The 21,645-nt window shown below is 40.0% G+C and carries 21 protein-coding genes; 10 read left to right on the top strand and 11 right to left on the bottom strand.

Annotated elements, in window-relative coordinates:
• The first annotated feature begins 45 nt into the window (after positions 1–45).
• On the top strand, positions 46–1,242 hold the full coding sequence (locus tag F4694_RS28270) for an MFS transporter (protein ID WP_179603262.1): 1,197 nt from the start codon (positions 46–48) through the stop codon (positions 1,240–1,242).
• 39 nt (positions 1,243–1,281) lie between these two features.
• On the opposite strand, the gene F4694_RS28265 is transcribed toward F4694_RS28270, so the two are convergent.
• A complete protein-coding gene (locus tag F4694_RS28265) occupies positions 1,282–2,286 on the bottom strand; it encodes an HAAS signaling domain-containing protein (protein ID WP_179603261.1) in 1,005 nt (334 codons plus the stop codon).
• The gene (locus tag F4694_RS28260; protein ID WP_179603260.1) at positions 2,283–2,621 is read right to left on the bottom strand and encodes a PadR family transcriptional regulator; all 339 of its coding nucleotides are present in this window, start codon (positions 2,619–2,621) and stop codon (positions 2,283–2,285) included. Before F4694_RS28260 ends, F4694_RS28265 begins: the two co-directional genes overlap by 4 nt.
• A gap of 185 nt (positions 2,622–2,806) precedes the next feature.
• On the opposite strand from F4694_RS28260, the gene F4694_RS28255 reads away from it, so the two are divergent.
• Positions 2,807–3,307: a DinB family protein gene (locus F4694_RS28255; protein WP_179603259.1), complete on the top strand. Its 501-nt coding sequence runs from the start codon at positions 2,807–2,809 to the stop codon at positions 3,305–3,307.
• A gap of 58 nt (positions 3,308–3,365) precedes the next feature.
• On the opposite strand, the gene F4694_RS28250 is transcribed toward F4694_RS28255, so the two are convergent.
• Entirely contained in the window at positions 3,366–4,466 is a 1,101-nt protein-coding gene (locus F4694_RS28250; protein WP_179603258.1) for an amidohydrolase, read from the bottom strand.
• Positions 4,467–4,739: 273 nt separating this feature from the next.
• On the opposite strand from F4694_RS28250, the gene F4694_RS28245 reads away from it, so the two are divergent.
• The 5 genes from F4694_RS28245 (at position 4,740) to F4694_RS28225 (ending at position 9,521) form a co-directional block, all read left to right on the top strand.
• The gene (locus tag F4694_RS28245; RefSeq protein ID WP_179603257.1) at positions 4,740–5,276 is read left to right on the top strand and encodes a ribonuclease H-like YkuK family protein; all 537 of its coding nucleotides are present in this window, start codon (positions 4,740–4,742) and stop codon (positions 5,274–5,276) included.
• Positions 5,277–5,462: 186 nt separating this feature from the next.
• On the top strand, positions 5,463–6,791 hold the full coding sequence (locus F4694_RS28240) for a UDP-glucose dehydrogenase family protein (protein ID WP_179603256.1): 1,329 nt from the start codon (positions 5,463–5,465) through the stop codon (positions 6,789–6,791).
• 19 nt (positions 6,792–6,810) lie between these two features.
• Positions 6,811–7,338: a phosphatase PAP2 family protein gene (locus F4694_RS28235; RefSeq protein ID WP_179603255.1), complete on the top strand. Its 528-nt coding sequence runs from the start codon at positions 6,811–6,813 to the stop codon at positions 7,336–7,338.
• A gap of 32 nt (positions 7,339–7,370) precedes the next feature.
• Positions 7,371–8,513 (top strand): glycosyltransferase family 4 protein, encoded by a 1,143-nt coding sequence (locus F4694_RS28230; RefSeq protein WP_179603254.1) that lies wholly within the window; start codon positions 7,371–7,373, stop codon positions 8,511–8,513.
• A 24-nt stretch (positions 8,514–8,537) separates the two neighbouring features.
• The gene (locus F4694_RS28225; protein ID WP_179603253.1) at positions 8,538–9,521 is read left to right on the top strand and encodes a metal-dependent hydrolase; all 984 of its coding nucleotides are present in this window, start codon (positions 8,538–8,540) and stop codon (positions 9,519–9,521) included.
• Between the two features lie 56 nt (positions 9,522–9,577).
• Here the strand turns inward: F4694_RS28225 and F4694_RS28220 are convergent, their stop codons facing one another.
• The 3 genes from F4694_RS28220 to F4694_RS28210 all read right to left on the bottom strand — a co-directional run bounded on the left by F4694_RS28220 (position 9,578) and on the right by F4694_RS28210 (position 13,201).
• A complete protein-coding gene (locus F4694_RS28220; RefSeq protein ID WP_179603252.1) occupies positions 9,578–10,672 on the bottom strand; it encodes a cytochrome-c peroxidase in 1,095 nt (364 codons plus the stop codon).
• 205 nt (positions 10,673–10,877) lie between these two features.
• Entirely contained in the window at positions 10,878–12,215 is a 1,338-nt protein-coding gene (locus F4694_RS28215; RefSeq protein WP_179603251.1) for an alkaline phosphatase, read from the bottom strand.
• Between the two features lie 380 nt (positions 12,216–12,595).
• Entirely contained in the window at positions 12,596–13,201 is a 606-nt protein-coding gene (locus F4694_RS28210) for a hypothetical protein (protein WP_179603250.1), read from the bottom strand.
• A 151-nt stretch (positions 13,202–13,352) separates the two neighbouring features.
• Between F4694_RS28210 and F4694_RS28205 the strand changes: the two genes are divergently transcribed.
• Together F4694_RS28205 and F4694_RS28200 are read left to right on the top strand one after the other, a co-directional pair.
• Positions 13,353–14,129, top strand: a complete 777-nt coding sequence (locus tag F4694_RS28205) for a GNAT family N-acetyltransferase (RefSeq protein WP_179603249.1) — start codon at positions 13,353–13,355, stop codon at positions 14,127–14,129.
• 153 nt (positions 14,130–14,282) lie between these two features.
• On the top strand, positions 14,283–14,963 hold the full coding sequence (locus F4694_RS28200) for a GNAT family N-acetyltransferase (RefSeq protein ID WP_179603248.1): 681 nt from the start codon (positions 14,283–14,285) through the stop codon (positions 14,961–14,963).
• 51 nt (positions 14,964–15,014) lie between these two features.
• Here the strand turns inward: F4694_RS28200 and F4694_RS32525 are convergent, their stop codons facing one another.
• The 5 genes from F4694_RS32525 to F4694_RS28180 all read right to left on the bottom strand — a co-directional run bounded on the left by F4694_RS32525 (position 15,015) and on the right by F4694_RS28180 (position 21,034).
• Positions 15,015–16,184, bottom strand: coding sequence for a hypothetical protein (locus F4694_RS32525; protein WP_257029450.1), 1,170 nt, complete (start codon positions 16,182–16,184; stop codon positions 15,015–15,017).
• On the bottom strand, positions 16,144–17,388 hold the full coding sequence (locus F4694_RS32520; protein WP_257029449.1) for a M14 family zinc carboxypeptidase: 1,245 nt from the start codon (positions 17,386–17,388) through the stop codon (positions 16,144–16,146). Before F4694_RS32520 ends, F4694_RS32525 begins: the two co-directional genes overlap by 41 nt.
• 203 nt (positions 17,389–17,591) lie before the next feature.
• Complete coding sequence (locus F4694_RS28190; protein WP_179603247.1) at positions 17,592–18,182, bottom strand: hypothetical protein; 591 nt, start codon at positions 18,180–18,182, stop codon at positions 17,592–17,594.
• A gap of 140 nt (positions 18,183–18,322) precedes the next feature.
• Positions 18,323–18,970 carry a response regulator transcription factor gene (locus tag F4694_RS28185; RefSeq protein WP_179603246.1) on the bottom strand — a complete coding sequence of 216 codons (648 nt, stop codon included), beginning with the start codon at positions 18,968–18,970 and terminating at the stop codon, positions 18,323–18,325.
• A gap of 3 nt (positions 18,971–18,973) precedes the next feature.
• The gene (locus F4694_RS28180) at positions 18,974–21,034 is read right to left on the bottom strand and encodes a sensor histidine kinase (RefSeq protein WP_179603245.1); all 2,061 of its coding nucleotides are present in this window, start codon (positions 21,032–21,034) and stop codon (positions 18,974–18,976) included.
• A 193-nt stretch (positions 21,035–21,227) separates the two neighbouring features.
• On the opposite strand from F4694_RS28180, the gene F4694_RS32515 reads away from it, so the two are divergent.
• The gene (locus F4694_RS32515) at positions 21,228–21,353 is read left to right on the top strand and encodes a hypothetical protein (protein WP_257029448.1); all 126 of its coding nucleotides are present in this window, start codon (positions 21,228–21,230) and stop codon (positions 21,351–21,353) included.
• Positions 21,354–21,645 lie beyond the last annotated feature (292 nt).

Here is a 21,645-nt window from a genome sequence, read left to right as displayed (position 1 = left end):
AGTCTTTGGATAATATTAATTGAATGGACTGAGAGGCTAATGCCTATGTGGAAAAACAGAAATGTTTGGATTATTTTAACAGGGGAATTTATCGCTGGTCTTGGCTTATGGCTTGGGATTATTGGAAATTTAGAGTTCATGCAGGAAAAGATACCTTCTGATTTCTTAAAGTCGCTTCTTATGGCTACCGGGCTAGTAGCAGGGATTATCGTTGGCCCTTACGCAGGCAAAATCACCGACCAAAAAAGTAAAAAGACAGTCATGCTATGGTCAGGGTTATTGCGTACTATCAGTGTTATCTTCATGCTAATTGCGATCGCTACAGGGTCAGTTTGGTGGATGCTAGTCTTTTTTGTGACCATTCAGATTTCCGCAGCATTCTACTTTCCAGCACTGCAAGCAGCAATACCTCTTATTGTAAAAGATAAGGATTTACTTCAGCTCAATGGGGTTCATATGAATGTGTCCACCCTTTCACGTATCATCGGAACGGCTGTTGCAGGGATTCTTTTGGTCCTCCTTCCCTTATCCATGCTCTATATTGGGTCTCTTGTGGCCTACCTAGGATTACTTATCCTAACTTGGTTCCTAAACTTTGAGGAAAATACTAATAGTTCTTCAGAAAAGAAGAATACCAATGGAAAAACTAGTTTTAAAGATGTATTACCTGTAATAAAGGGTTTGCCGATTGTCTTCATGACCCTATCGATGACACTAGTTCCGCTTTTGTTTCTAGGCGGATTCAACCTTTTGGTGATTAACATTAGTGAACTTCAGGATAGTTCTGCTATTAAAGGCTGGATTTATACGGCAGAAGGAGTCTCCTTTATGATCGGTGCCTTTTTCATTAAAAAAATCAGCGATAATTTCTCACCTTACAAGATTTTGTTTGGCAGTTCGCTCCTGGTTGGTGTCTCCCAAATGATGCTTTACTTCGCGGATGTTTTTGCTGTAACCATTGCAGCATTCCTCGTTTTTGGTTTTTCAGTCGGCTGCTTTTTTCCAACGGCGTCGACGATTTTCCAAACAAAAGTGCCAAAGGATTTTCACGGAAGATTTTTCTCGTTCCGCAACATGCTGGATCGGATAGGGTTCCAAGTCGTTCTGCTTTTGACTGGATTCCTCCTGGATTTTATTGGTCTGCAGTTAATGTGTGTCCTTTATGGCGGGCTTACAGCCATCATTACCATTGTCTTTTATTTAAAAAACAAACAGATTCGGACCGCAAAACTTGAGAATTGACGAAGGCACCATCCATTTTTTTGGATGGTGCTTTTTATTTTATTTCATGCTTTGTAGTTTTGCCTTACGAAATCCTTGGTAAATATCAATTGCTGCAAATAAAAGGAAAGTAACTATAGCTCCCCACAAAATCCAAGTGCTAAAATCACCTGTGATACTGAATAAGTCAGTCATATAAGTAACAAATGCTGGATTAAATAACTGATTATTACTGATGATGATGATAAATACAAGCGAAGATACACCATGCATAACAGTGTTTAGCGTTGCAATTTTCCTAGTCCATTGTGCTGTAAGCAATTTAAAGGCTGCTACAGCAATCTCCAATCCGATTACCATAACCACCAATGGCCAGTAGGACAACAGAACCTCTTGATTAAAAGTTGGCATTACAAATTCGAGACCGTTATTCCCTTTTTCATAGACACCTAGAAGACTAGCCGCATTGAAATAAATGCTTGCCCAGATTGCAGTCCAAAGCAGACCAAGAAACACTTCTACCTTTGGTATTGCTTTTTCCTTTGGGATGTAAGGAATATTATATAAATCTTCAGGAGTCCATTCTTTAAAACATGCTGTTAATGGAATCTGACTATCCTTATGATCTGTTCGCTCAATGATTGCAAACACTACCGTTAACCAGAAGAACACTTGAATACCCGTGCTCAATATTGCCCAAATTCCTGTACCAATACTGTCTAATAGAATATTTAAAACCGCTTCCTCTCCAGAATAGGAAATAATCGTATTGGCTATTAAAGAAATTAGGGAAACGACTGCGGCAATGGGGAGGATTATTTTTAGCAGATTGATATAGATGTCAAAGTAACGAGGACCAATTAAGTACATAGAGCGATCTAGATAGCCGGTTGCTAGGATAGCGGGGTTTCCCATTTTTTCAAGGACAGGCTTCACCTCTTCCTCTGTGTAATCATCCGGAAGCATATCCTCAATCGTCGAGCGCAGTTCGAGTGCAATATCCTCACGGCTTTTTTCAGGGAGTCTACGAGTAACCTCTTGAATATAAAGGCCAATTATTTTCATCCGTTATCATCTCCTTTTAATAATAAGGAAAGTTCTTGTGAAGTCTTTTCCCATTCTTTCTTTAGCTGCTGAAATATCTCTATTCCATAAGCTGTTAACACATAATATCTGCGCGGTCTGCTTTCCGTTGTATCCCAGCTGCTTGTGACTAACTCTTGTTTTTCCAGCCGGCGAAGCAATGGATATAGTGTACTCTGTTCAATTGTAATACCACATTGCTCTAATAATTGGACAAGAGAATAACCATATTGTGGTGTCTGCAGCTGGCTTAACACCGCTAAAGTCAAAGTCCCTCTCCTTAGCTCTGTCGTTAACGAGTTTAATAAGGTATTCATGCATCCACCTCCGTTGTTTTTTATGCTGCACGTCATACACTATACTCTATACTATGCGTCATACACTATTATAGTTCGCATAACATTAAACAATTGATAATATTTTTTTCTTGAGTATTACAAGGAATATTTTTTATGAAGTCGAATAAACAATATGGAATGTCTAATTGAGGAGCGTGCTGGTCATGATTACAAATGTAATGGAGAATCTAACTGGAACGAGGAATAGGCTGTTAAATGAGATTTCAGGTTTAAGCTATGAACAGCTGAATAAAAAGCTTGACGAGGGTACTTGGAGTATTTCTCAGGTGTGTCATCATTTGTACTTATCCGAAAGTGTCTTCACACAAGCCATTATTTATGGACTTAATAAAAGCAATGGAAAAAAGGCAGAGCCGAAGCCTGTTCAGCTGGCAGTTGACCGTACCCAGAAGGCAAAGGCACCTGATATGGTTGTCCCTGGCGGTGCCCCGTTGGAGTTAGAGAAGATTACAGAGCTGTTGAATCAATCAAGAAACCTATTTTTAGAGTTTTATGATCAACTTGAAGACAAGTCCATCCTAAAAGAAAAATCCACCAAGCACCCACTCTTTGGCTACACGCCTTTAGACCAATGGGTGGAATTAATTTATCTCCATGAAGAGCGGCATATCGATCAAATCAAGGAGATTAAATCTTTATTATAAAAAAATGGTGCCTGTCACCAAATAATTCGTAACAGGCACCTGAAAAATAATATCTCTTCTATGCTCTCAGCAGCGTTTCAGCAAGGATTCGTGCCCCAACGTCAAGGGCTGATTGGTTAAATGCCATTTTAGGATGATGTAACCCTGGTTGAAGGTCTGCCCCAACGCCAATCATTGTCGCCTTCAATTTCGGATTCTTAATGGTATAAAAATGAAAATCGTCACTGCCAGACGTGATAACGGGTGGGGCAAGAACCTCTCGACCAGCAACATTCAGAATCGCATCTTCGGCAATCGCTTCAGCATCAGCAGAAACCTCAGCACCAGGAGTAAAATCGCTCCATTCCCATTCGATTTCAACCCCATATAGGTCCTTTAAACTGTTAATTCCATGGTCAATTTGGTCCTTCAGTTTTCCGAGAACCTCATTTTTTTGTGCCCGGACATCAATGGCAAATTCCGCAGTTCCCGGGATAATGTTTAAGCTCTCTCCACCAGCGATTACTTTAGTAAGCTTTGCGGAATATGCTTCAAACGGTGATAGATAAATAGATTTGACCAACTGATGCAGACCGACAATTACGTCTAGCGCATTTTTACCTTGGTGCGGTCTTGCACCATGTGCATCTTCACCGAGAACTTTACCTTCAAGGAAGATAGCTGCTCCGTGATGAATGGAGGCTGAAACTCGTCCCATAGGAAGCTCTTCAATAGGTCTAAGGTGGATACCGAATAAGTGGCTGACGTTTTCGATCGCTCCTCTTTCAATCATCGCAATTGAACCGTTTCCTTTTTCCTCAGCCGGCTGAAAAATAAAACGCAGCCTTTTACTGAGATGCTTATCCTTCAAGTAAAGGAGTGCTCCAAGCACCATAGAGATAATCGCATCGTGACCACAGGAGTGATTCCCCTGCCAAACTCCGTCCACCTCCTGCCATAAAGCGTCTATTTCCGCTCGAACAGCTACCACTTCTTCTCCCTCGCCGATTTCTGCTATAAGTCCGGTTACATCAGAAAAACGACGATATTCCACGCCAAGATTATCTAAAATATCTGCAATGGCTTGGGTTGTTTTAACCTCTTTCCAGCTAACCTCAGGGTGAGCATGGAAATGTTCAAACCAAGTCAAAATCTGTCTTTCGAAATTTTCAGTCAACATTACACACTCCCTATCCAAAAAAACTAATAAAGTCATAGTACATCAAAAGAACTTGTTCCTTCAATGTTTTTTAAAAAGGGGGGATTAAAAAGAGGGTGACAGGCACCATAGAAAGACACTTTCCACCCCAGGTGGACAGTGTATTCCTATTAGACAATTTTATGTTTAGCATGTCCCATTACTGGTGCACAAGAATAATTTTTATTCCATAAAATAATATTAAGAATTATAAACAGTAATCATAAAAATGAAAGGGAAGATGTGGTGTTCTAAATGAAAAATTATCAGGTTTTTGATTATTCGTTTCAGAATCTGCGTGAAAAAAGTATGTCGTTTGAACAGGTTTTCGAGCACATTGTAAAGTTCATGAATTTAGCACCCAGTGGAAATTATCGCTTAATGGTTGGAACCGATTCACAGGTCCATAAACGTCATACCATCTTTATTACGGGAATAGTCATTCAAAATGAGGGTAAAGGAGCTTGGGCTTGCATAAGGAAAATCGTAATTCCAAGAAAAATGACGCATCTGCACGAGCGGATTTCCTTCGAACTGTCATTAACAGAGGACATTGTAGCGTTATTTACTGAGGAAAGAAAGACTCGGTTGATCAATATCGTCCTTCCCTATGTGTATCAAGGTGCCACATTCACCATGGAGGGTCATATTGATATTGGAGCTGGAAAACGCAATAAAACAAGAGATTTTGTAAAAGAAATGGTAGCACGGATGGAATCCATGGGAGTCGAACCAAAGATAAAGCCAAATGCTTTTGTTGCCTCAAGCTATGCCAACCGCTACACAAAATAGGGACCTGAGCCATGTTGCGTTCACAAAAAAACGCACCAGGGCTCAGGTCTTTACTTTATTTGGTTAGTAAAAGCGCTAATTCTCTTCCAACTATACAAAGTCTTTACACTCTTTTAACACTAGGTTAAGGAAAAATTCAAACTTTTCAGATAAAATTAAGCAAACACTGTTATTTGGAGGGATAAGATGAGGATTACAGTTGCAGGAGCAGGAAATGTTGGGCTAGTTACAGCAGTATGTTTCGCAGAAGCAGGTCATCGAGTAACCTGTTTAGATACTCAAAAAGAGAAAATAGAAATGCTCGAAAAAGGACACTCTCCATTCTTTGAGCCTGGACTGGAACCTTTATTAGAAAAGAACCTCGCTAGCGGGCGGCTCCGCTTTTCGACGAACCCAAAAGAAGCCTATCGTGGTGCAGAAATCATTTTTATTGCAGTCGGAACTCCTGAAAAAAAAGATGGTTCTGTTGATTTATCCTATATTTATATTGCTTCCTACCACATTGCTGAAAATATTGAGAATGACGTCATTGTCTGTACGAAAAGTACCGTCCCAGTTGGAACAAACGAGATCATCAAGCAAATTTTCCAGAATCGTAAGCCACACCACCTGAAAGTTGATGTTGTGTCAAACCCTGAATTTCTTCGCGAGGGTTCAGCCATAATGGACTTCTATTTAGCAGATCGAATCGTAATTGGCGCAGATAACCCTGAGGCAGCTTCCATTATAGAGCAACTCTATCTTCCATTAAAAATACCGATAGTTGTCACTGATATTAGAAGTGCAGAGATGATTAAATATGCCTCCAATGCCTTTCTTGCAACGAAGATAAGCTTTATCAATGAAATTGCCAATCTCTGCGAAATAGTTGGCGCGAATATTGAGGAAGTCTCTAATGGCATGGGAATGGATAAACGAATTGGAGCTAACTATCTTCAGCCCGGAATTGGTTATGGAGGTTCATGCTTTCCAAAGGACACAAAAGCTCTTGTTCAACTAGCAGGAAATGTCCAACATCCGTTCGAATTACTTGAATCCGTGATTAAAGTAAATCTGCAGCAGCATTCCCTTCTAGTAAAGAAGGCAAAAGAAATGCTCGGTTCATTAAAAGGAAAAAAAGCCGCCTTACTAGGGCTTGCTTTTAAACCTGAAACGGATGATATCCGTGAAGCCGTTTCCTTAACGATTATTAAAGAATTACTAGAAGAAGGTTCACTTGTCACTGCTTATGACCCGATTGCTATTCCCAATGCCCATAAACTCATAGGAAATTCAATTGAGTATACGACAAATATTCGTGAAGCGCTAAAAGGGGCTGACTTTGCTTTCATCGCAACAGAGTGGGACCAAATAAAGCACCTTCCATTCGATGCTTATATGACCTATATGAAGGAACCGATTATTTTCGATGGACGGAATTGCTATTCCCTAAATGACATTCAACGATATCCGATTACTTACGTATCCATTGGAAGACCAACTATATCGACTGTAAAGTCCGCCCAACGTCTGTAACATAGAGGGAGACACAATCATGATGAGAATAATCCAATCCTTTTATCATTTTGAATGCAGGGTTTTTCAAGAGATCAATAGCCATTTTGATAAAAAACTTATTAATCTCTTTTTTCGTACAGTTACCGGAATAGGAGGAGCATTGTTTATAAGTGTAACGACCCTGTTACTCATCATTTTTACATCGGGTGCAACCAGGCTTACAGCGATATCAAGCGCGGCAGCCCTAGCCCTAAGTCATATACCGGTCCAAGTGGTAAAGAAGCTTTTCCCTCGTAAAAGACCCTATATATTAATTGAAACAACAAAGATTTTACCGAACCCTTTGAAGGATCATTCTTTTCCGTCTGGACATACAACAGCCGTATTCTCAGTCATTGTTCCATTTGTTATTCTAAACCCTGTTCTAGCCGCAGTTCTGATTCCTTTAGGACTATTTGTAGGAATTTCAAGGATTTATTTAGGTCTGCATTATCCATCGGACGTGATTGCAGGAGGATTTCTAGGGACGCTCTTTGGCATTCTGTGCTCTTATTTTTTAACCTAAAATAAATTGGAAACTGCGTAGGAGGGGTTTATATGAAAATTGCAATTTTCACTGACACCTTTTATCCGGATATCAACGGGGTTGCCCAAACCATCAAAAAATTTACAAACTATCTTGAGGGGCAACATATTTCCTTTAAAGTATTCGCACCTAATCCCGTTTCAAATGAATATGTATCAGATCATATTCATCGGTTAAAAAGCAGGCCCTTTTTTCTATATCCGGAATGCCGATTAGCATTTCCAAACTTTATCCAAGTTAAATCAGAAATCGAGCAATTCTCTCCCGACTTGATTCATGTAGCTACCCCATTTACTGTTGGCCTTTGTGGTGTTTACTTTGCGAAAAAATTTAATATCCCAATTGTCGGCTCTTATCACACTGATTTCAATGACTATTTACATTTTTATGACCTTGAGTTCCTTTCTAATCCTCTTTGGAAATATATGAAATGGTTTCATAGTCCTTTTAAAAAGCTCTTTGTCCCTTCCATTGATACATTGGAAAAATTAAAAAACCGCGGGTTTAGAAATTTAGAAATTTTCCCGAGAGGCGTTGACTGCCAGCTCTATCATCCAAATTATCAAAAAGAGGTTGTTTTTAATCAATACGGGATTTCTAAAAAATTTCTCCTTACTTATGTTGGCAGGCTGGCACCCGAAAAAGATTTAAAAACTCTTATGAAAATCGCAAACTCACTACCACCCGAGTTGAATAACCAGGTACATTGGTTAATTGCCGGAGATGGTCCCTTACTTGAAGAACTCCAAATGGCTGCATTGCCAAATATGACCTTTACTGGTTATTTGAAAGGAGTGGGATTAGCTGAGGTCTATTCAGCGACAGACCTATTTATTTTTCCATCGCCAACTGAAACGTTTGGAAATGTTGTGTTAGAGGCTCTTGCAAGTGGGACACCGGTAATCGGGGCGAATGCTGGCGGAGTAAAACATATTATTTCAAACGGTATTACCGGACATTTGTGTGAGCCAGGTAATCCAAAAGATTTTGTTGACCGTATTGTTCAGTTGTTTGGAAATGATCATTACCGGAATCAAATGTCGTTAAATGCTAGGAAGTATGCACTTACTCAAAGGTGGGATCAGATATTTGATAACCTCCTAAACCATTATTCTGCCGTTATCGAAGAACCCTCAAAGAAAATATACGCATGAATAATATCGTAAGGAGGAATATATATGGATACAGTTTCTCACATTATATTCGGCTTCGGCCTAGGTGCTCTTGCTCAAATGGATCCAGTGATTTCAAATAATAGCGTATTATCGACTGCAGTCCTTATCGGAACAGTAGTCGGATCCAACGCACCTGACTTTGACTTTTGCTATCGATTAAAGGGGAAAAGCACTTATTACCGGAATCATCGGGGTTGGTCGCACTCACTGCCTGCAATCCCTTTATGGAGCATACTTACTACAGCAGCAATTTTGCCATTCTTCCAAGGAATCTCTATTTCCCACTTGTTTTTATGGATATTGCTTTCCGTTACCTTACATGTTCTTTTAGATCTGTTTAATGTTAATGGGACGCAAGCTCTACGCCCATTTTCTGCGAAATGGCTGTCTCTAGATTTCCTCCCCTTAATCGACCCATATATCATCATGCTCCATATTCTTGGACTTTGCCTGCTTCCTTTTTTTGAAACTGGGAGAGTCTTTACTTTCGTTTATCTAGCAATGTTTTTTTACTTGCTGGCTCGGTTCATTTATACACAATACACGAAATGGGCGCTTTTACAGCATTTTCAAAATGCACTTCATGTAAAAATGATTCCTAAAACATCACCATTCCACTGGAATATTATGATTGAAACCAATCAGGACTTTTTATTTGGTTCTTACTCAAGGGGCGAGTTATCGATAGAGCATACTTTTTCCAAAAAAATAGATTACCTTGAGTTAGTAATCGATAGCAGTCAGAACCCTGAAGTAGAAAGCTTTTTAAGAAGTACCCACTTCGCATACCCTTTTGTTCAAAAGAGAAAAAACGGTTATTTCATTTATTGGAAAGACCTTCGGTTCCGGTCTAAGAAATTTTTCCCTAAGCTTGCTATTATGTTCATTTCCTTAGATTATCAAAACCAAGTATCCTATACTGGTAAATTAACCTCTATTAAACAATATAAAAAGGTAATAAAAAAGTTAGAAACCTCAATAAAATAAATCCTGAGCCCCCTAGTGATTACCTCGAGTCAAGGGGGCTCAGGACTATACTTTTATTAAGGAAGTTCTGGTTTTGTAAAAATTGGCGTTTCTCCGCCTAAGGTTTTTAGAAACGCTAGTAGATCCGCCTTCTCCTGGTCTGTTAAGCCAATCGGACTCATAAACTTTTGAATAAAGAGGCTCTTATTGGGATGGCTATCCCCGCCGCGGTCATAGTAGTCGATTACATCCTCAAGCGTTGCGAGACTTCCATCCCTCATGTATGGTGCTGTATGGGTAATTCCATATAATCCAGGGGTGCGTATTCTGCCTAAATCCCCTTCTTGCCCGGTTACCACTTGGCGGCCATTGTCCTCTGTATTGAGACCGATATTGTAAAAATTGTTATCAGAAAGATTGGGTCCATTATGGCAGGTTACACAAAATGCTTTTCCTGTAAATAAACGGAGCCCGCTGACTTCCTGTTTGGTTAATGCCTTTGTCTCTCCCTCAAGGAACCTATCGTAAGGAGTATCCTTTACAACAATTTGCCTTTGAAAGGCAGCTAGCGCTTTAGCAATATTTTGCTCGGTGATTCCATCAGAGAATGCAGCCTGAAAACGTTCCTGGTAACCTTTGATAACTGATAGTTCTTTTATAAGTTTATCAAGAGGCTGATTCATCTCATCTGGATTTTGAATCGGACCAAGCGCTTGCTCCTCTAGGGAGGCAGCACGGCCATCCCAAAAGTTGGACATGTAATACCCGGAATTTATCACCGTCGGGCTATTCCTTGCTCCTTTACCGCCAGTAAACGTATCAAAAGTAGGCTGATTGTCTCCATAGCCCATATTCGGGTCATGACAAGTTTGGCAGCTTACCTCGTTATTGCCTGATAGACGCGGGTCAAAAAATAACATTTGTCCAAGTTCAAGCACTTCTGGCTTCATCGGATTATCGGCTGGGATTGGTACGTCACCGATTGGGACAAGATTTGTATGATTTCGAAGGCTCGTTAGCAGCTCCTTGGGCTCAATTTCATCCCCTTGCGCTTTACTCTGCTCCTCTGTTGGCAGATTCGTGGGTGCCTTCACCTTCTCCTGCTCTCCACAAGCGGACAAACCCAAACAAATAAAGAGAGTCAAAACTGCGCCCTTCACTAGTTTATTCATAATAGAGTGCTCCTCAAATTTTTATTATCTTAACACCATTATAAATTTGGTTGTATTAAAAAAGAGCACCTCATTGTGAAGAAATTAGCAAACGTTACCACCGGTAGGAACCACCACTGTCCGCCTGAGGTGGAAAGTGTCCACGAGCGGTGCCTGTCACCGAGTAAACCACTCGGTGACAGGCATCAACGACAAAGCAACTACCTCAACGAAGAATATCAAAGATGATTTTGGCATGATCAGTGTTGTCGATTTGGCCCCTCAGGCGCTCACTTCCTGGACCGTAGGCATAGACGTTTACATCTTCGCCTGTGTGTCCACTGGTTGTCCAGCCAGTGTAGGATCGGTTGTTAATGATTTCTTCGATGGCATTGTCGATGTTTCTTGCTTTTAGTGTTCTTGCTGCTCTTTCAACATATCTTATTTCATTTTCTGTTAAAGGAATCTCAATATATTTCGTTAACGTTTCTTTAACTCCCGCTCCTTTGAAGATCTCAGAAGCCATATAGTTAGGTGTTCTCTTGACTGTTTTTATTACAGAACTAAACCAATTGTATTGTCCTTGCGCCCCTATCGTGAATCCCCCGGTTGAATGATCCGCTGTGGCGATAACCAATGTATGTCCATCCTTTTTAGCAAAATCAATCGCTACTTTAAATGCTTTCTCGAAATCTTCCATTTCACTCATGACACCCACGATATCATTGTCATGTGCAGCCCAGTCAATCTGACTTCCTTCCACCATTAGAAAAAAGCCTTTTTCATTCTGATTCAGCCGCTCGATTGCAGAAGTGGTCATGTCTGCAAGAGATGGAATGTCATTTGAACGATCTATCATTTTCGGCAGCCCTCTTTTTGCAAAAAGACCTAACACCTGAGCACTTTGGTCATTATTCATCCCATTCACGTTCGTTACGTAGCTGTAGCCATCTTTAACAAACTCATTAACTAAGTTCCTATCTTTACGGATAAACCATTCTGAACCTCCACCAAGCAATACATCAATTTTATGCTTACCATTAACTAAGTCATCAAAATAATCATCTGCAATGGCGCTCATGCTCTTTCGCTGGTCAACATGAGCACCAAAAGCTGCAGGAGTGCCATGAGTCATTTGCGCTGTGGCAACCAGCCCTGTTCCCTTCCCTTTTTCCTTCGCCGCTTCAAGGACTGATTTTAACTTCGTATGGTCATTGCTAATCCCAATCGCCCCATTATAGGTCTTCACACCTGTTGCCATTGCCGTTGCCGAAGCAGCAGAATCAGTTACATTATGCCTTGGATCATTTGGGTAGGTCGTCTGCTGGCCAACAAGGTACGGTCCAAATTCTGTTGATTCTAATTCTAAAGTGGCAGGATTATCTTTAAAATAACGGTACCCCGAAGTGACCGAAACACCCATACCATCACCAATTAGAAAAATGATATTTCTAATATCCACAGTATTATCAATGACCATTGCTCCAACCGTACGAGTAAAGACGGTTCCTATTAATACAAAGCTGACAGCTATTGAGAAGAGCAATTTTCCAGACTTATTCATAACCTGCTTTCCCCCATTAAAATACTTAATTAAGTGTAATTATTATTGGTATAAAATGTAAATGGTATCCCGAAAAAGAATTGAGCAAAGAAATGCTCAATCCTTTTTTTTCATAACTGTCCGCCTCAGGTGGACAGTGTCCACGAGCGGTGCCTGTCACCATCTTTTGTGTCACCATATTTTGTGTCACCATCTTTTGTCATCACCTTACATTTGTCTGCAATAGGCTTCTATTTCACCAGGTGATGTTATCGGTTTGTCTTGTACACCTTGTTTGGAGAATCGGCAGGTGTAGGTGATTTCCTGCCGGTGTTCATTTTCAAATTCGTTTAAGTCTGGATAGGTTTTAAGTTTTTTCTTGAGCTCTTTTGGGTAATATTCTATCTCAATATTATTGTCGCGATTTTGTCTATCCTTGACGGTTTCCCATAACTGATAGATTCGCTGAAACTCTTTCTCCTTATGAAGGTATCGTCGAAATTTAATATATGAATACGTTCGTAGCTTTGATGAGGATTCTCTTGATATATAGTTTGATAGCTGTCCTCAAATTCATATCGTTCCTCTATCTCACTAGGAAAAGAACCGTACACATAGTATTCCCCTGTACCCTGAAATAATGGTTCAATGATCGGAATCATTTCTTTCCTAAATTGATTTGACCAGTTACTCTCTTTATAACCGTCTCTAGTCACTTGATACTTCTCAGTAGTGTCTACCCCGAAAGTAATATCCAGCCTTGCCTCTAGGTGCACAGAAAGGATATAACTTCCCTCGTCATCACCTAAAATATGATTGTACTCCACATCATCAATTTCAAAACGCTCTCCGTACTTATCTTCCAAATATTCTAAAGCAGCCTTTTCGGCCTTATCATCATTTGCGTCATAATAGACAAAATCTAATGCATAAACTCCTAACAGTAAAAAGGGTGATATAACAACCAGCCCAACAATAATACCAATAATTAACAGAGCTTTTTTCATATAATTCCCCACATTTATTATTTTTTATATTACAATCCTAAATTATAATATCTAAATCTTTCAAAAAGTCAAAATAAAACATCTACTTATCAGGAAAAAATTGTTATATGATTGATTTGTTCTCTACTAATTATTTTGGAGGAGGTTTTATATGGACAGAAACACAATACTTGACCTTTTTAACCAGCATTTAAGGATTGGAATAATAGAGCCGAAATCTCGAAGAGAGAGGACAGGTTCTGTGATCCGAAAGGTATCATTATCGAATGAACCGGGCTTTATTTCTTACTCGGAAATGGATGAATCAAATGCAGACAAAGTCATAGAAGAACAAATTGCATACTATAAAAGCTTAAAGCAGCAGTTTGAGTGGAAGGTTTTTGATTATGATCAGCCTTTGGATTTAAAGGAGAGATTGCGAAAAAAGGGCTTCACACTTGAAGAATCAGAGGCACTTATGATTTCTGACTTAACGGAGACTAATCAGCTGCTTGATACTCAGGTTCTTCCTGAAGTAAAAAGACTTACGACTGAACAGGAAATCCGGGACATTATTAAACTAGAGGAAGAAGTCTGGAATGAGAATTATCAAGATTTAGGACAACGTCTTGTTCGAGACTTTAATGACTCTTCCGCTCAACTTTCCCTCTACGGAGCCTATGTTGATGGAAAAATAGTCAGTGCTGCTTGGATGTACTTGCATGAGGGCACACCATTCGCCAGCCTTTGGGGAGGCTCAACTCTGGCAGGTTTCCGCAAGAGAGGTTATTACAGTGCACTGCTGGCAATCCGGGCACGTGAAGCTTCAGAGAAAGGTTATCCGTTACTGATCGTCGATGCCAGTTCTATGAGCAAGCCTATTCTTGAAAAGCATGGATTCGATTGTTATGGATATTCTACACCTTGTATGTCACCAAAGTTTTCATAAAAGATCCCTAGGAACCTGAATCCTAGGGATTTTTTTAGCGATTAAATAGGGGTAAATCCAAGATTGAAGGACTATCCTTTAGGATGAATCACCGTCCTTCACTTATCACCTATATCTTCTTTGTTATACTATTAATGAAGAGGAGGATTAATCTTGAATATTCGCTGGAAAGAGATAACTGAAAAAAACTTAAGCCATATAGATAGGGTTCTTAAATTATATGATTCAATTTTTCCAATTGTTGTCAGAGAGCCTCATACTACTTTTTTAAATGGTTTGCATTATGCGCAGCTTCGAAAGCCAAACAATTTTCGCTTCCTGGTAGGTTTTGAAGGAGAGGAAATTATATCTTTCGCAACAGGCCATTACTTAGAGGAAGTCAATTCGGGGTTTATTGTTTATATCGCAACCAATCCCCACTCAAGAAGCAAAGGAATAGGTTCAAAAACACTAGCAAAGATGGAAGAGCTACATACAGAAGACGCTATTAGGGCAGGAAACACTTCATTAAACGCCATCATTCTAGAAACAGAAACAGAGGATTTGGTCCATACGAAGAAAGAGAAAGATAATTGTAAGAAGAGAAATGAATTTTTAAGAAGGAATGGTTTTAAAAAGTCAGCAGGTATCCGCTATCTCCAACCACCGCTAAATAATGAAGACGTGGCGGTTCCACTAAATCTTTTTATAAAAAATCTACAAAACAACGAACAAGATATTAAAAAAATTATTTATGCGATTTATAAACAAAAATATTATTTAGTAAATAGGATTGATACGGAGGTACTCAATAACTGTCTTATACAAATGGAAATAGGTCAGAAATTAATATAAATTTTTCAAAAAACAAGCCTGGTCCATAGTTGAACCAGGCGTTGCTGATAATTATTCTTCAAAAATTGCATTGGAAAGGAGTCTGAACAAATAGTCGGTATGGTCACGGAATCCTGCTTCTAACCCAATAAGGGTAACATCTTTTTTATCCTCTTTTACAATCACAGCTTGACCTTTGGCTGGCAGTTTATTTGTTCTCCAGTGGCCTGCTACAAAGAAGTCATCCGAATTTGCCAGCGTAGCCGCTACTTCATCATTTCCAGTAACCGTATACCACGCTGGGCGGTAAACAAATCCTAGGTCCTCTTGGTCATAGCCTGCAGTTAAACCAGTACCTTCATAATTGACCTTCACAATACCGTTACTGTTTGAACCAGCGGTATTAGTCACGATGTCAGTCAAACCTAATGTTTTGGTTGCTCGGGATGCACCAGCACCTACTGCAATATACTTTCCGCCATTGTCAACAAAACTGTTAACATTGCCTTGAAATGCTGTTAGCTGGTCAGCATTTTGGAAGCCATATTCTTTATTTGCAGCATTTAAGTTCGTAGCAATAAGACTTTCTGTCCCGCTGTAAACAAATACATCGAAGCCGTCTAAACCTTTCTCCGCTACTTCAACAGGTGTTACTTCGGTTACTTCGAATCCTAATCTCTTCAATGCTAGTTTTGTCCCGCTGTGAGACTGAACTTTCCCCATACCGCCATCCTTCAAAATGGCTACCTGTAAACTTGATACCTCAACAGCATCCCCTGGTACATTTGCAGCCGATCCGATCTGGAGACCAGATTCTTTCACAGCTGCTGAGATTTTATTGGCTGGTGCAGCCGTATAAAAATCGCCCGATTCACTGCGAGATACTTCGACTCCCTGTTTAAGCAAGTTATTTACTAATTCAATTGCTTTTACAGAACTATTCGGAATCATGTAAGGACCTTTACCTGTCACAGTCCCTTGAACAATCACTTGGTTTACTAGTTTAGCTGTAACATCAACAGGACTGGAAGTCTCAACTGCCTCAAAGCCCCAAAGCTCAGGCAGGCTCCATGCAGAAATATCATACATAGCTGTTGTATCGTTAGAAATGTCCTCACCATCCCATAGCATTGTGTTTGCTAATCCAGCCTTCGCTTGGTCCATCTGAACTAGATACGTTCCCTTAGGATACGTTTTTCCATCAACAGTAAATGCTTTTGTTGCCTCTGACTTCAATATCATTATTTAATAAATGATTAACCGCCTTGGCAGTTACAGTTGGATCATTTTGATTTACTGGCAAAATATAAGCGTTAGGGAAAAATCCTTCATCATGGAAAGGATGGTCAAAATTAATGCCTCGTTTAAACATTTCAATTTGGTCATTAATCATACCCTGCTTATTTTCTGTTGCATAATTTAAGGCACCCATGATCGCATTATACATCCAGCGTACTCCATCCAGATCGTTTGTTGGAGCTTCTAACGTATGACCGTAAGCACCATGGTACATCGCATACATCGGTGTAAAAATTGGCGGATAATCGTCCCAGCCAGCCTCATCATCACGCTGTGGTACGTAAACTCCCTTCATTTCCTTATACAGATTACTTGTATAATTTTTGTCTCCCAAAATACTCGCTTCCATTGCTTTTGCCTGGTTCAATGCCCACTTATTATAAAGATCATACTCATAGTTAGGATTATGCGGCGGCGTACATGGTTCAATTAACCCCTGAAGATTTGACCCATAATTTTTAACATAGCCATGAGTATCCAGGAAAACCATTGGATTCCACTCTTTAATCAGTTCAACAGTTTCTTTCGTTTCAGGCTGAGACTGGGTGATAAAGTCACGGTTTAAATCAATACCCTCTCCGTTAAAGCGGGTAGCGTCAACGCGCCCGTCAGGATTTTGTACTACATTAAATATAAGAATATTGTTCTCTAATATTTTTTTCGTCTCTGCGTCATTCTGTGTAGCAAAGCGTTCGATTAATTGGATCACCGCGTCACTTCCAACAAACTCAGTACCATGAATTGAACCATTGATCATAATGGGTACTTTAAAGTCGGGATTATTATTAATCCAATCCTGAGCCTTACCAGGATTCTTAAACATTTGCTTTCTAAGGGACTGGATTTTTCCAAACTTCCCATGTGTGGTTGGGTCAGCAATTGTTACCACATAAAGTGGATGACCATCTGCAGATGTACCGCGGACTTCCACTTTTACACGATTAGATTGTTTTTGAATCTCTGTTAATTTGGTCCCAATTTGTGAGAATTTCATAAAGTCATAGTTTTCACTATTAAATTTGCTTCCATCCTGTTCTTCTATTACATTAACGTTTGTCCACTTTGGACCTTCAGCAAATCCTGTTGTAAATGGAACTGCCGTTAATAAACTAACAGCCAAAATTCCTGCAATCTGTTTCTTTTTCATTCTGATCCTCCATACCCCATATGCATTTTTATTAAATATATTGCATTTTTATAACATGGAACTATTTTAATATCGCTGTAAATAAAATACTATCCAACCTTTCTCCCGAAAAAATATAATTATTAATAGAATTCATAGGAAAAAGGTTTCACATCACTACTTTTTACAAAAGAAAAGCACCCCCAATCGGGATGCTCTTGGTCTTATAGATTTCTATTTTCGGATGATAAATTTTCTACGACTTCTCTTCCCTGGGTTTTCTTTAGTACTTCCACACCAAACCACATGAAAGGAACACCCCAGGCAAGGACTGAAAAGTCAGTAACGAATGGAATAAAATTAAGAATTGGTGCAAGAGCAAGTAGAATTGCTGGTACAGCAGAAAATACCTTTGTCTTTAATACCGCAATTCCAAGTAATATCATGGAAAGCATAACGGTGACCATCATGAACGAACTTGCAATCAATATTGGGATCGGCGGCATATCCATTTGCAATACCTTGGGATCATACACAGCAAAAACTAAGCTAGTAAATACCATTCCCATCAGGATAAAGCTTCCAATTGCATAAAGGATAAACCCCCTGAACCCTAATTTTCCAAATTCTTTTTGAGCGGAGAAGTACAATCCGAAAATACCTAATCCCATAAATAACGTCCCAAGGACTCCTGCCGTTAATTCTTGCGGACTATTCATCCCCCATACTAATGCCAATGGGCACATCAGAGCACGGAAAAAACCTCCAATGATACTAAAAATGGCTAACAAACGAATCACCTTGTTTAGGTTCATAACTATCAACTTCCTTTCGTTTTATTAACCTAACTGTATCAATCCCGGCGTCCCGGCGTCTTGTGACCACAGTCCCGAGCAGGCCGGGAAGTTTTTTTCAAAAAAAGAAACCCTTCAAAAAAGGGCTCCTCTTCAATAGATCATTCATTTTCTTTGCCTAACCCTCCTTCCCTTGCCATGATAATCGCATGTGCACGGTCGCTGGCATGCAATTTACTCAAGATGTTGGAAACATGATTTCGGACCGTTTTTTGATTCAATCCTAAAACGCCGGCTATTCCGGCATTATTCTCCCCTCGGGCAATATAATCCAACACCTCTCGTTCTCTTTCCGTGAGCTGCGGGAAAACCTCTGCTTGTACCTGCTTTGACTTCGACTCAAAATAGTACATCATTCTTCTCGCAATCGAGGGACTAAAGATTGCTTCACCATCCCCCACTGCCTGAATGGCTCGAATGATTTCATTTCGATTGGCCTCTTTCAAAAGATACCCCCTGGCCCCTGCTCTCATGGCTGCAAACACAGAATTATCATCGTCGTACATGGTTAAAACAAGAACCCCAGTTTCAGGCTGTTTCTGGATAATCTGTTTTGTCGCTTCTATTCCGCTCATTTTGGGAAGATTGAGATCCATAAGAATAATGTTTGGTCTAAACTTCTGCGCCAATTGAACGGCTTCTTCACCGGTCACCGCTTCCCCTACTACCTCAAATTCCTCTACACTTTCTAGCATTCTAGCTAATCCATCCCGGAACATCGGATGATCTTCTACAAGTAGTATTCGCATTGTTTACTCTCCTTCCGCCCACAATGGCAACCGGACTTCAATTGTCGTACCCAAGCCATTGTTATTTTTTATTAAAAACTGCCCATCCACTTCCTCCGCGCGTTCTCTCATTGAATGGAGACCGATTCCATTTTTTCGATCGTCTTTGAGACCCACTCCATTATCCTCAATCGTCATGATTAAAGATGATTCGTCTAACCCGAGCGTAACTTTGCAATAGGACCCTTTTGAATGCTTACCTGCATTCGTGACTGCTTCCTGAACAATCCGATAAGCGGCAACTTCAATGGCAGGATGTAAAGGAAAGTCAATTTCCGAAGCCTCCAACGATACTTTTATTGAACTACCCTCATACTTCCGGCAGAGCTCATCTAATGCAAAAATCAACCCCAATTCATCTAACGCCGGCGGACGCAAATTGTAAACTAATTGGCGAATCTCAGCAATGGCGGTGCGAAGATTTCCCTGTAACTCCAGTAATCTATTCTTTACCGCTAGGTCAACACCATTTTGAAAAACTAAGTTATCCATACCTAGCGAAATGCTCGCAAGGCTGGCACCTAAACCATCATGTAAATCCCGACGAAGCCTTCTTCGTTCTTCCTCTCTAAAACTAACAAGTTTGATTCTTGAGCGTTTCAGCTCACTTGTAATCCTCACCGTTTGTACGGCCATCGTAACCTGCCTGAGTAAATCATTTAATAAATAGACTTTGTCAGGAGGAAGTGTTTCTTGTAAGGAACGAGCCCCGACGATAAGAATACCTATACATTCCCCTTTTAGTTTTAAAAGGAATTCTGATCTAACCTGTAATTCCTCACCAAATACAGCCACGCGTTCAAAGTTCCCACCGAGCTCCATTTCAATGGCAGCAAAAGGAAGCTTGAGTGCTTTCGCGACTTCTTCCACAATGGTGTAAAGGACGGAGGAATTTGTCATCGTTAACTCCAATCGTTGTGTTAACGAGGATAAAATTTTATATGGATCCTCGCGGTCTCCGTAAACTAAGGTGTTAACAGAATGCTGTATTTTTGTACGTAAGGGCTGGAAAAGAATCGCCACAATCCCGGTTGCTAATAAAGAAATAAAAATATTGTTCTGATCATTTAACAGGAATCCGAGCGAACCAACTATTAGTACGTATACACCCATGACAATTAGTGTTACAAATGAATACACAATGGTTCTGCTGAATACCACAGATAAATGACGCTGCCGCTGCTCCAATATCGCAATTCCGATGGAAAACGGCATAAATAATAGAGCAAGATAATAGACAAACCACATAAATAATTTTAAAAGACCGTTATCCCCAAAAGTTGAAAAAATTAATAGAGATAATACGGATAGAATAAATCCGCTCAAACTAACTGCGAACCAACGTATCTGCCTTTTCAGCTGCTTATTTTCAGCATGTCGATAGCGGTAAATTTGCGAGTAAATGACAAAACCGTGCAATGAAAGCCAAATTCCCGAGCGGGCCGCTATCGGCCATGTCGTAGGGTCTATCACTGAGCCCGGTAGGAAGTAAATACCTATATTCCCCACTAAACCAATTAGGGCCGGATAGAGCAGCCACTTTGGCTGAAACCTTCCATCTGGAAATAGAAAGAAAAAGAAAAAGAATAAATATAAATCCCCTACAAAGCTTTCAACCTTGAAAAAATGATCTAAATGCGGTGCCTCAGAGATGATAGGTGTACTTATACTCATAATCGTCCCAGTCGCGATCAGCAGGATCGAGGTATATAAACAAATTCGGTCTCTTATGCCGTAAACATAAAGCAGAGTACCGACTACGAAGAAGGATAAAAACTGTTTAAGCAAAAGGACAACAAGAATCCCGCTATAGAAGGACATGGACATCCCAAAGGAGAGTAAACTCTGTGCCTCCTCAGCAGTTAAAAGGAATAAATCCTGACAATCATCACCGCTGCACACATTAAGAAGCAAATCATATACCTTCGTCTCCGAATAAACAAAAAGGGCCACAGATATAACCGTTATGTACCACCAAGCCCCATGAGACAACAAATCCAACAGCCCACTAAACCTTCTCTTCATACCCCCGCCTCATTCACAAAGTAATGTCATTCATATAACCGCTAATCTAATACTATTTAGACATATCCCTATAAATTCCTTTCTGGTTGATGACATTTATTGGTGACATTTATTGGTGACATTTATTGGTGATATTTATTGGTGATATTTATTGGTGATATTTATTGGTGATATTTATTGGTGATATTTATTGGTGAAAAATTTAATAGTGACATTTATTGGTGACAGGCACCGCTCATGGACACTTTCCACCCCAGGCGGACAGTTAGCTTCATTAAAAGACCTAAGGAGGCATGCTTTAGGTCCTCAGGCTGTTTAGAAATCTAGACAGCCATTATCTTTTTTAACTTTAAAAGTGTACAGATTTTCCCTAATATAGGTAGCACGTATAATGCGTCCTGAAAGCCCCCAGATTAAGGACGAATCCCTTCTGGCAGAGCGTACGATTTGTCCTAAAGCACCCTTATTAAGGACAAATCCTTCCGGCAGGGCGTACGATTTGTCCTCAAGCACCCTTATTAAGGACAAATCCTTCCGGCAGGGCGTACGATTTGTCCTCAAGCACCCTTATTAAGGACAAATCCTTCCGGCAGGGCGTACGATTTGTCCTC

It is taken from the genome of Neobacillus driksii (assembly GCF_013409995.1).
Classification (GTDB): Bacteria; Bacillota; Bacilli; order Bacillales; family Cytobacillaceae; genus Neobacillus; species Neobacillus driksii.
The sequence above is the reverse complement of the archived record's forward strand: the minus strand, read 5'-3'. Positions and strand labels throughout refer to the sequence as shown.